The following is an 11,426-nucleotide window of genomic DNA, read 5'->3' on the forward strand; positions in this document are numbered from 1 at the left end:
GCTCAGGCCGCTGTCACAAACAGGCGCATCGCGGGCATGACCTGCGATGCCTGTTCCGGACGATCGAGCGCGGTCTCGAGGTTCAGACGGGCCACGTTGACGTGCTCGGTGGCCAGCGCCTGTGCGCGGGTACCTTCGCCGCGCTGCATCGCATCGAACAGGCTGTGATGCTGGCGATGCGCGTAGACCAGCCACTGCTGGCCCTCTTCCACCGCGGACTGCATCGGCAGCATCGCGCTGGCGGCTGCGAACGGCAGCCGGTTGTTGAGCTCGATGGCGCGCGCCAGTGCACTATTGCCGCTGCCCTCGACGATCAACGCGTGGAAGCGATCGTTCATATTGCTGTACGCCACGTAGTCGTCGTAGTCGAGCTGCGCTTTCATCAGCGCGCGATCGCCCTCACGCAGGCAATCCTGCAGATCCAGCGTCAGTTGTCGCGACAGTCCATGCTCGGCCACCAGGCGGGCGGCCATGCCTTCGAGATGACCGCGCACGGCAATGGCGTCCTGGATCTCGCGTGGCGTAAAGCGCCGCATCATGTAGCCGCTGCTGGGCGACGGCTCGATCAGACCTTCCTGCTCGAGCGATGCCAGCGCCAGCCTGACTGGCGTACGCGAAACGCCGAGCTTCTCCGCCAGCGGAATTTCCGCAAGGCGGGCGCCCGGCTCGAACTCGCCCTTTAGAATCAGGTCGCGCAGCTGTACCAATACCCGGGTCTGGTGGGATTCCATGACACCCCTCATTGTTTTGATTTCAGGCGGCACTGCATACCGACAGGTAGGCACTGCATGCAATGACGGTATGGTACACCAGCGCGCCTGCTCAGGCGGGCGCCAACGACTTCAATGCAATCGACTCATCGCCCAGCACCACGGGGTCGGGCCGCAGCCGCGCGGCCACGAGACGCCGCACGGCCATATGGTCGATCGGGCGATTGACCGAATCCGCACCGATGAGTGTGCCGTCACGCAGATATAACGCCGTGAACTTGCCGCTAGCCACGTCCCCGCGCAGCACGATCTGTTCGTGCCCCGCGGACGCCCCGACCATTTGCAGCTTGTAGCCGTACTGATCCGACCAGAACCACGGCACGGCGTCGTATGGCGTGGCGCGGTCCGCCACCGTGGCGGCGGCAACCCTGGCGAGATCGTTTGCGCTCTGGATGGACTCCACGCGCACACAATGATTGGCCGACCCGCCCTGCCCGGATGCATTGAGCCACGGGTTCGGATACGACGCGCAATCGCCGGCCGCCACGATCGAGGGGTCGCTGGTGCGCGCAAAGGCATCCACCACGATGCCGTTGTCGACGACAAGCCCGCAAGCCTCGGCTAGTTCGACGTTAGGGACCACACCGAGCCCGGCGACGACCATATCGGCAGCGATCACCTCACCCGATTCGAGCTCCACCGCCGCAACCGTTGCCTGACCCACCAGACGGCGCACGCGCGACGACATGCGGAACCGCACGCCCTGTTGTTCATGCGCCTGCATCAGGAACGAAGAAATCAGTGGCGGTACAGCGCGCTGCAGCAGTCGCTCCTGCATTTCGACCACGGTGACGTCGAGGCCAAGCTTGCGCAATGCGGCCGCCACCTCGAGCCCGATAAAGCCGCCGCCGACCACCACGGCATGCCGGGCACGACTGGCGGCATCCCGAATCGCGCGGGCATCGGCCAGGTCACGCAGGTAATAAACGTTGCCGAGTTCGGCACCGTCGCACAACAACGTGCGGCAGCGTGCGCCAGTGGTCAGCGCCAGGCGGTCGTAGCCGATCGCGCTGCCATCGGACAATTCAACCGTGCGCGCGTCCCGGTCGATGCGAAGCGCCCTGACACCGGTCCGCAGCACGATACGTTCTTCCGCAAAGCGCTCCGGCGACTGCAACGGCAGACTGGACGCGTCGACCTCGTCGCGCAGGAAGCCTTTGGACAATGGCGGGCGCTGGTACGGCGCATGCGGCTCGTCACCGATCATGGTGATCGGGCCCGCGAAGCCGTTGGCACGCGCGGCCAGCGCGAGCTGGGTGCCCGCGTAAGACGCGCCGATGATGACAAGATCAGCGAGATCGGCCATGGTCTACCCCTGCGTCTCGGGCACTCGCACGATCATGCCGTCCAGTGCGTCGCTGACGACGATCTGGCAGCTGAGTCGACTGAAGTCCGTGCGCGTGGCGGCAACGCCTTCGAGTAGCTCGTTCTCCATCTCGTCGGGTACCGGCAGCTTGTCCAGCCAGGCCGCATCGATATACACATGGCAGGTGGCGCACGAGCAGCAGCCGCCGCACTCGGCGTCGATGCCGCGCACGTTGCTGGCGATCGCCAGTTCCATCAGCGTCTTTCCGTTGGCTGCCGCCACCGTCTTGGTGTTGCCGTCCTTCAGGACATAGGTAATTGTCGGCATGACATCCTCACTGCATGATCGTTAAAACGTGTCGAATTTCAGAACGTATCGAAATATTCGCGCTGCTCCCAGTCGCTGACTTCGAGGTTGAAGCGATCGATCTCGGCCTGCTTGATGTGGCAGAAGTAATCGACGAAGCCGTTGCCCATGCCTTCGCGCAGCACGTCGTCATGACGCAGGCATTCGAGCGCTTCGTCGAGCGTCTTCGGCAGGTATGGCGCCGGGGTTTCATACGGCGAGTCGGCGGACGGGCCCGGGTCCAGCTGGCGTCGAATGCCGTCCAACCCGGAAACGATCTGCGAGGCGAGGTACAGATACGGATTGGCCGCGGGTTCTCCCACTCGATTCTCGATGCGCGTGGCAGGATCGCCGGCACCGCCGAGCACGCGCAGCATCGCGCCACGGTTATCGCGCGCCCAGATCGCGCGGTCCGGCGCCAGCGAATAGGCGCGAAAGCGCTTGTAGCCGTTGATCGTCGGTGTGGAGAATGCCGTGGCGGCACAGGCGTGCTGCAGCAGCCCGCCCAGATAGTGGCGCCCCACGACGGAGAGGTCGTCGCCGGCACGCTCCGGCATCATCGCATTGGTGCCATCCTGCACACGCACGAGCGACTGATGCAGATGCCATCCGCTCGATACCACGTTAAGGATCTTCGGTCGGCACATAAACGTGGCGTGGTATCCGTGGCGTTTGCAGACCTGCTTGACCGCGCTGCGGAACAACACCATCGCATCGGCGGTCTCGCTGGGACTTGCGGGCGCGAACGTGAATTCGAACTGGCTCGGCCCGAACTCGATCTCCAGTGAGCGCACCGGCAATCCAAGCTGCTGGACGTTCTTGCGAATCAGCTCGATCACGGTGTCGGTGGCGTCGTAGCGCGACTCGGTCAGGAACTGGTAGCCATGCGACAGGAGGCCGACATCGGGCGGCTCGCCAGGCTGGCCGGCATCGTCGGGCGACATATGTTCGCCGAGCAGTTTGAAGACGTGAAACTCCACCTCCAGCCCGGTCAAGAGCCGGTAGCCCTGGGCCTCCAGCTGTTGCTCTGCATTGCGCAACTGGCGGCGCGTGGCAAAGGGCACCGCGCGGCCGTCCTGGAAGTACGGATCGCAAAGCACCCATCCGGTATTCGGCGCCCAGGGGAGCACCTTGAAGGTCGTCGGGTCCGGAATCAGCGTGACATCCGCCCCGCCCTGCATACCCGGGATATCGAAACCGCCGCCCGACTGGAACACCGGAAACACCGTGCGATGCGAGGTGTCCTTGGCGAACAGCGTAGTGGTGACATTGAGGCCGCTGCGCAGCGCCTTGATGGCCTCCGACGCGACCAGCGTCTTGCCGCGCAGCACGCCGTGCTGATCGGGGAATGAAAAGCGCACGACCTCGATATCGCCCGCGCCGATGCGGTGCGCGACTTCGTCCGCCGCGCGCGCCTGCGCATCGGTCCAGAGGCCGAATTTGTCTACAAATGCCATATGGGTCCGGCCCGCCGCGTCACGTCACGCGTGCGCGGGCGGGGCCGCCTCGGTAGTTGATGCGGTAGTTGATGAATCCTGCAGTCCGATGACGTCAGCCGCGCGACGCCCACTCCGAGTCGGCGCGACGTTTCGCATCGGCACCGCGCCAGTACGCGTCGTGCTCCATGTTGCCGACACTGACGCCATCGATCGACGGCGGCCCGGTCAGCGTGCTGGCCTTCCCGGCATCCACCATCATCAACGCCTTCTCGCCACGCTCGTTGGCCTCGATCGCCTCCACCAGCAACTTCCGGTAAGCGATGATTCCCTTGTCGGTGGTGCCCAGATGCTCGCGCGTACGATCCTGGATCGGCCCTTGCGATTCGACGGCCCACTGGTCATGCACGTTGATGTCGTTGCCCATGCCCGTGTACGTCTTGGTCAACTGCTCGTACGGATTGAACCCGTACTGATTGGCCTTGTTCTGACGCGGGCGGTAGTCGGGCAGTTCGTACAGCGCCAGTCGTTGGTCGCGCATCTGCTGCTTGTTCACGGGTTCCGTGAAGCTCGTGAAGATCGCGTACCAGTAGCAGCTGGTGTCGTCGATGGGCACGTGCCATTGCGCGATGGTCATTTCCGCACTCATCGGAATGATGAAGGCCTGCGGGAACACGACATTGGTGACGCGCACGTGTTGCTGACCTTCGCCCAGATCGCGCAGCGCGGTCAGGCGCATGCCGTAATCGGTCGAAGCAAGATTGATCACTGGACATTCGAACTCACGCAGCACCTGGGTGATCGGCATGGCGGAGTCGGCCGAAGCGCCACGGAACTGCTTGCCGTAGCTCTCGGAGGTGTCCTCGTCCTCGAAGAAACGATGCAGGAACGAGGCGTGCGCCGGATCGATACCGACTTCGAGCGCCTGGAGCCAGTTGCACTCGAGCAGCCCCTTGAACGCGAAGGTGTACTGGTTCGGCGCGACAAAACAATCGAACGCCGGAAACGCGGGCGGCTCGCCCTCGCCGATAAACGCAAACAGCATGCCGCTGCGTTCGACCACCGGGTAGGCCTTCTGCTTGATGCGGCTGCACAGCTTGCTGCCAGCCGGCTCGGCCGGCGTCTGCAGGCAGGTGCCGTTGCGGTCGAATAGCCAGCCGTGGAACGGACAGCGCAGCCCACCATCCTCGAGGCGCCCGAAGCTCAGGTCCGCGCCGCGATGCGGGCAGTCGCGATCGAGCATCCCATACTGGCCATGCTCGTCCCGGAACACCACGAAGTCCTGTCCCATCACGCGTACGGCTCGCACTGGGCGCTCACCCTCGAACTCGTCGATCAGCGCGACCGGCTGCCAGTACTGGCGCAATAGACGGCCAGCCGGCGCATCGGCGCCCACGCGGGTAATGAAGTCGTTTTGTTCCCTGGACATCATGATGGGGATCTCCTGCTCGAAGGTGGGTTGTGGACGGTTGGTCGATAAACACTCGACTCACTGTATGCAGCGATACTAGCTATTGCATACACATTGCACAAGGCAGGGATCATTTCTGCGACCGAGCGCGAGTCCACAACTCATAGAATTGACGTTTGAAATGTGTTCTACATTCCTGTTTTATATACTTTTATATCGACAATAATGTTGCGGTAGGTGTTTACCCTTGATGGCGCTTTATGTATGCAGCAAACTATCATCGGCATACAGTACATCGAAGCGCAGGATCAGAAACCATTTCCATGTCGTCATTTGCTACCTCCCCTCGGAAAGCCGACCGCCCGCTGGTTGGCGTCGTCTGCGACCGGTTCTTCGTCGGAGATCACGACCTCCACAGCGTCAAGGAGAGTTATCGCCGGGCCTTGAACCAGGCAGCCTCCGTCACGCCCGTGTTGATCCCGGCGGCCGAGGACATCGACGACGTGGCGTCCTATCTCGACGCGGTATCGGGGCTGCTGCTTCCCGGGGGCGCGTCCAATGTCGCGCCGGGGCTGTATGGAGGCGAGGAGCCCGCGGCATTCCTCGTCGATCCTGCCCGCGACCACGTTGCCATGCAGTTGATTCGGGGTGCCGCGTCGCGCGGCATGCCGATTCTTGCCATCTGCCGCGGCTTCCAGGAACTGAACGTGGCGTTCGGTGGCACCTTGCACCCCAACATCTACGATGCCGGTCACGACACCGAGCATCGCGAAGATCCTGCCGAAACGATGGCCGAGCGCTACCGCTACAAGCACGAGGTCACGCTGGCACCGGACGGTCTGCTCAGCGAATGGATCCACGCGGACACGGCGATCGTCAACTCGCTGCATACACAGGGCATCCGTACGCTCGCGCCAGGTTGCTCGATCGAGGCGAGCCATGGTGACGGTCTGATCGAGGCGATCCGACGCGATGACCACCCGTTCGCACTTGGCGTGCAGTGGCACCCCGAAGTCACGGCAGAGGTCGACCCACTGTCGCAGGCTCTGTTCGCGCAATTCGGCGAGGCCTGCCGCCGCTACGCCAGACGGCCCTGACCGCACCGCGCAGGAATACAAACCCTCATAACCGACGCTCCCGCCGCCCCAGACGGTGCGACATGGGAACGCATTTACCCAATTTTTTGCCCACGGAGAGAGACATGCAGCCCTCAAGCCCACCCGCGATCGGTACGGTCGATGTACAGACCCTGATCGATAACCGCCCCTTCTCGGCCTACCAATGGGCGATTCTCGTGCTCTGCTTCCTGATCGTCGCCATCGACGGTTTCGATACGGCGGCAATGGGCTACGTCGCGCCCGCGCTCGTGCAGGACTGGAACATCGACAAATCGACGCTCGGCCCTGTCATGAGCGCGGCGCTGTTCGGGCTGGCCTTCGGCGCGATTTTCGCCGGACCGATGGCCGATCGCGTCGGACGCAAGAAGGTACTGGTGTTGTCGGTGTTCTTCTTTGGCGCCTGCAGCCTTGCCACCGCGTTCTCGCCCACGCTCGCGTGGCTGACGGTACTGCGCTTCCTCACCGGGCTCGGTCTTGGCGCCGCCATGCCCAACGCGGTCACCCTGATGTCGGAGTTCGCGCCCGCCAAGCGGCGCGCGGTGCTGGTGAACACCATGTTCTGTGGCTTTCCGCTGGGCGCGGCGGCGGGCGGCTTCTTTGCCGCTGCCGTCATCCCGCACTTCGGCTGGCAAAGCGTGCTGCTATTCGGTGGTGTGGCGCCGCTGGTGCTGGGCGTGATACTCGTCTTCGCGCTGCCGGAATCGATCCGCTTCATGGTGGTGCGCCACTACCCGACCTCGCGCATTGCCGCCGCGCTCGAGCGCGTGACCGGGGCCAATGTTGCCGGCGTCGAGCGCTTCACGATTCACGAAACCGCGCCCGCCGCGAGCTCGGCAATCGGCACGGTGCTGGCACCGCGCTACCGGCTCGGCTCGATCATGCTGTGGCTGACGTACTTTATGGGGCTGGTCATCTTCTACCTGCTGACCAGCTGGCTGCCCACGCTGATGAAGGATGCGGGTTTCTCGATTCAGCGCGCCTCGTTGCTGACGGCGTTGTTTCCCCTGGGCGGGGGCATTGGCACCATCGCAGCAGGTTGGATGATGGACCGACTGAATCCCAACAAGGTGGTGGCCGCCATGTATGCGCTGGCCGGCGCCTTGATCTACACCGTGGGCCACGGCATGGGAGATCAGGTGCTTTTGGGCATATTGATTTTCCTGGCCGGTACGGTGATGAACGGCGCGCAGGCCTCCATGCCGACGTTGGCGGCCGGCTTCTATCCCACTCAGGGCCGGGCAACGGGTGTCGCGTGGATGCTCGGCATCGGCCGCTTCGGTGGCATCACAGGCGCACTGCTCGGCGGCGAACTGCTGCGCATGCATCTGGGCTTCGACACCATCTTCACCTTGCTGGCGGTACCGGCCTTTATTGCAACGGCCGCACTGATCGTGAAGTCCCTCAATGCACGGGATGAGGTGCGTGCGACGGACGTGGTCGCGTCACACTAACTTCACCACGATTAACACCTGCATGCCGGTTCGTTCGCATAGGATGGAACGACGCGCGGCGTGGGGCCCCGCTATCCACCGAAGGAGGTCGCAATGAGCAAGTGCAAAGTGCTGGTCATTGGTTCCAATGCTGACAGGATCGAGACGCAAGGCGGCGGTTGGGGAAAGACGGGACACTATCTGAATGAGACCGTCGTGCCGGCCATGGCCGTGATCGAGGCTGGCTATGAGGTTGTGCTTGCCACGCCGGATGGCACCAAGATGACGCTCGACCCGGCATCGGATGTGCCCGCGCATTTCGGTGGAGACGAGGCCGCGTACAAACGTGGGCGGCAGTTCTGGGACAGCGATCCCGTCATGACCAACGTGCGTACGTTGAAGTCGGTGATCGACGAAGGGCTCGACAACTACAGCGGCGTCTTCATTCCCGGTGGTCAGGCGCCTGTCACGGATCTGATGCAGGATGCCGAGCTCAGAACTATCCTCCAGCACTTCCACGAGAAATCCAAGCCGACCGCCATGCTGTGCCACGGTCCGATCTCGGCGACGGCGGCCATGCCGCACGCGCGCGAGTTCAGGGCGTCACTGATTGCCGGTGATCCGCAGAAGGCGCAGGAATGGGCCAAGGGTTGGCAATACACGGGCTACAAAATGACCGTGTTCACTGCCTCGGAGGAAAAGTACATCGAGGACAATATCCTCAAAGCCAAGCTCTACTTCAACATGCCTGACGCGTTGAATCTGGCGGGTGGCGAGGTCATCATCAATCCGACCGATTTCGCCCCGCACGTGATCGAGGACCGGGAGCTGATCACGGGACAGAATCCCGCGTCGGATCACCCGATCGCGGCAAAACTGGTGGCCGCGCTTGCTCGCGCCAACGGTTAATTCGCCAGCCGACCTGCTTCCGGTTGCAGCATGACGCGGTCGTGCATGCTGCTCAGGATCTTCTCCTGAAGCTTGATGTCACCGGGTCGATATGATTCGTCGCTCTGCTCCGCCGCTTTCACCAGCGCCAGCACGTCCGTTGTATGGGTGTTGGAAACCGGATCGGTCGTGTCGCTTTCCAGGCGGCCCAACTCATACTTCTGCACGCGACGCGATTGATCGGCGGATTGGGTAATCGACGCCTTCGTCAGGTTCCCATCCTGATACCCGATCTCCGTGTTGCTGCTGGCGCTGTCGTGAATCTGTTCGTAGAAATAGTTCTGCGAGAACCTGTTCTCGTCGAGCATCAGCGAGGTGTCGGCGAACAGCGAGCGATGGAAGCTGGCATCGAGTTTGGATTCCTGATGCTGCTTGATATTCCGGTCCAGCGCGCTTGCACCGGTGATCTTTGTGTCCTGCGATACCTGATACGAGAACGCGTCGACCTCGTCGGACCGCATCGGATTGCTCTTCACCGCGGTCTGGGTGATTGACGCGGAGAAATCGGCCAAGCCGGTCATCATCCCGTGGTCACCCGTGCTGAGCTGGATGCCGCGAATCTTCGGGGTTTCATCGGCGTTAATGTTGCTGTGTAGCGCCGCGAAGGCATCCTTGAACATCGTCATCAGCGCGGCATCGCCCTGCCCGCGCGAACGTGCTGCGTCGAATTGTTCCAGATACTTGTGGACCGCATCCGCCTGCTGCGTAGCGCTGCCTAGCATGGCGGTGTCCGCGACGTTCACGTCGACGTTCACCGTGCCGGTGAGGCTCTTGGACGTGAGCGTGCGTTGCTGATCGTTGGCGACCAGATCGATGGTCTGAATGTCGTTGTGGCCGCGATCCACGCTGGCGTGGAGATTCACGGACGCCAACACCTTTGGGTCGAACGCCAGCAGGTCGCCGACATCGAGGCGCGGCGGCATGGCGGTCAGCCCGTCGATCGCCTTCTGGAAAGCCCCTGACAGGTTGCTGAGCGCGTCACGCTCGGCGTCGGAGAGCTTCCCGTTCGTCACCGCGATCTGGACCGCGAGACGATCGTCATCGTTACCCAGCGACACCGTTACCGTGGCGCCGCTGCGCGTGGTGACCGTCAGCGCGACCTGGTTATCGGTCTGCGCGTGGAACGCGGACGCTTTCACGCTATCTGCTGGCGTGCCCGCTGGCAGTTGCATCACCGCCTGCGAGAAATCGCTGCCGTCGAGCTTGAAGCGGCTGAGCAGCGCCGCACCCAGCCCGTCGAAACGGTTGGCCAGATTGGGCGCATAAATGTTGCCCGCCATCCGGCTTGTCACGGCATCGCTGGCCACGCGCTCCCACACCGACTTGGGCGACAGTTGTGCCAGCGTGTAGGTCGGATCATTGCTCTGCTGATTCAGCGTGACCGAAGTCGAACCAGCCGCCGTGCTTTGCTGGCTTTGCGGCCATGCCGCCCCTGAGGTGGAACTGGCGGACGTCGCGGCGGATCGCTGCACGTTCGGATTCTGGTTGCTGAGGGGGGAGATGACCGTCATTCGATCGAACCGAGCAGAGTTGACTTGCCCCTGATAACGGCCATTTCCCCGCGGAACTTGAGCCCCGCGGAGCGCCCTCCTCGCCCGTGTACTAACGCCAGCCCAGGCTGGGCGCGACTTTCTGCAAGATGGCTTCGATCACGTGCGCGCAGTAGTCAACGCCCAATTGATTCGGCACCGTCAGCAGCAGCGTATCCGCGGCGGCGATTGCCTCGTCTTTGGCCAGTTGCTCGATCAATGCCTCGGGTTCGGCCGCGTAGTTGCGGCCAAAGATCTTCTGCACATCGTCGTCGAGAAAGCCGACAGTATCCGTGCTTTGCGTGCCCCGGCCGAAATAGGCGCGGTCCTTGTCATTGACCAGCGCAAAGATGCTTCGGCTTACCGACACACGCGGCTCACGCGTATGTCCTGCCGCTTTCCATGCCTCGCGATACGCACGGATCTGCTCGGCCTGCTGGACATGGAGCGGAAGCCCCGATTCATCATTCTTCAGCGTGGAGGTTTGCAGGTTCATGCCCATCGTGGCGGCCCACCGCGCCGTCGCGTCGGAACCCGAGCCCCACCAGATGCGATCGCGTAGACCGGGGGAATGCGGCTCCACGCGCAGCAACCCCGGCGGATTCGGAAACATCGGCCGCGAAGCCGGTTGGGCGAAACCTTTGCCCAGTAGCACCTCGTAGAACGCCTCGGTATGGTGGCGTGCGAGATCGGCATGCGTCTCGCCTTCGTCGGGTGCGTAGCCAAAGTAGCGCCAGCCGTCGACAACCTGTTCGCCCGAGCCGCGGCTAATCCCCAGTTGCAGCCGCCCGCCGGAGATAAGATCGGCAGCACCGGCCTCCTCCGCCATATATAGCGGGTTCTCGTATCGCATGTCGATGACACCCGTGCCGATCTCGATCCGCTTGGTTCTCGCGCCGACTGCCGCGAGCAGCGGGAACGGCGACGCCAGCTGTTGCGCAAAGTGATGGACGCGGAAGTACGCGCCATCCGCGCCCAGTTCCTCGGCGGCAACTGCCAGGTCGATGGACTGCAACAGGACGTCGGCTGCCGATCTTGTTTTAGAGCTTGGGCTGAGGCCCCAATGACCGAAGGAGAGGAAGCCGATCTTTTTCATGGCAATGTCGCACAGTGGTGTTACGCGCAATTATGGA

Annotated in this window: 10 protein-coding genes; 3 read left to right on the forward strand and 7 right to left on the reverse strand. The window is 63.0% G+C overall.

Annotated elements, in window-relative coordinates:
• Window positions 1-2: 2 nt before the first annotated feature.
• From LDO41_RS04740 to LDO41_RS04760, 5 genes are all read right to left on the reverse strand, one after another.
• Complete coding sequence (locus tag LDO41_RS04740) at window positions 3-731, reverse strand: GntR family transcriptional regulator (protein WP_223982618.1); 729 nt, start codon at window positions 729-731, stop codon at window positions 3-5.
• A gap of 91 nt (window positions 732-822) precedes the next feature.
• Window positions 823-2,076, reverse strand: coding sequence for an NAD(P)/FAD-dependent oxidoreductase (locus LDO41_RS04745; protein WP_223982620.1), 1,254 nt, complete (start codon window positions 2,074-2,076; stop codon window positions 823-825).
• Window positions 2,077-2,079: 3 nt separating this feature from the next.
• On the reverse strand, window positions 2,080-2,403 hold the full coding sequence (locus LDO41_RS04750; protein ID WP_223982622.1) for a 2Fe-2S iron-sulfur cluster-binding protein: 324 nt from the start codon (window positions 2,401-2,403) through the stop codon (window positions 2,080-2,082).
• Window positions 2,404-2,441: 38 nt separating this feature from the next.
• Window positions 2,442-3,878 (reverse strand): glutamine synthetase family protein, encoded by a 1,437-nt coding sequence (locus LDO41_RS04755; RefSeq protein WP_223982624.1) that lies wholly within the window; start codon window positions 3,876-3,878, stop codon window positions 2,442-2,444.
• A 94-nt stretch (window positions 3,879-3,972) separates the two neighbouring features.
• Window positions 3,973-5,289 carry an aromatic ring-hydroxylating dioxygenase subunit alpha gene (locus tag LDO41_RS04760; protein ID WP_223982626.1) on the reverse strand — a complete coding sequence of 439 codons (1,317 nt, stop codon included), beginning with the start codon at window positions 5,287-5,289 and terminating at the stop codon, window positions 3,973-3,975.
• A gap of 302 nt (window positions 5,290-5,591) precedes the next feature.
• Between LDO41_RS04760 and LDO41_RS04765 the strand changes: the two genes are divergently transcribed.
• The 3 genes from LDO41_RS04765 to LDO41_RS04775 all read left to right on the forward strand — a co-directional run bounded on the left by LDO41_RS04765 (window position 5,592) and on the right by LDO41_RS04775 (window position 8,725).
• Window positions 5,592-6,365 (forward strand): gamma-glutamyl-gamma-aminobutyrate hydrolase family protein, encoded by a 774-nt coding sequence (locus LDO41_RS04765; RefSeq protein WP_223982628.1) that lies wholly within the window; start codon window positions 5,592-5,594, stop codon window positions 6,363-6,365.
• Between the two features lie 104 nt (window positions 6,366-6,469).
• Window positions 6,470-7,837 (forward strand): MFS transporter, encoded by a 1,368-nt coding sequence (locus LDO41_RS04770; RefSeq protein ID WP_223982630.1) that lies wholly within the window; start codon window positions 6,470-6,472, stop codon window positions 7,835-7,837.
• A 93-nt stretch (window positions 7,838-7,930) separates the two neighbouring features.
• Window positions 7,931-8,725: a type 1 glutamine amidotransferase domain-containing protein gene (locus tag LDO41_RS04775; protein WP_223982632.1), complete on the forward strand. Its 795-nt coding sequence runs from the start codon at window positions 7,931-7,933 to the stop codon at window positions 8,723-8,725.
• Here LDO41_RS04775 and LDO41_RS04780 read toward each other — a convergent pair.
• Window positions 8,722-10,275, reverse strand: coding sequence for a hypothetical protein (locus LDO41_RS04780; RefSeq protein WP_223982635.1), 1,554 nt, complete (start codon window positions 10,273-10,275; stop codon window positions 8,722-8,724). The two genes, LDO41_RS04775 and LDO41_RS04780, sit on opposite strands and share 4 nt — an antisense overlap.
• A gap of 91 nt (window positions 10,276-10,366) precedes the next feature.
• Entirely contained in the window at window positions 10,367-11,389 is a 1,023-nt protein-coding gene (locus LDO41_RS04785; protein WP_223982638.1) for an LLM class flavin-dependent oxidoreductase, read from the reverse strand.
• Window positions 11,390-11,426 lie beyond the last annotated feature (37 nt).

The organism is Cupriavidus pampae (assembly GCF_914271485.1).
GTDB classification, from domain to species: domain Bacteria; phylum Pseudomonadota; class Gammaproteobacteria; order Burkholderiales; family Burkholderiaceae; genus Cupriavidus; species Cupriavidus pampae.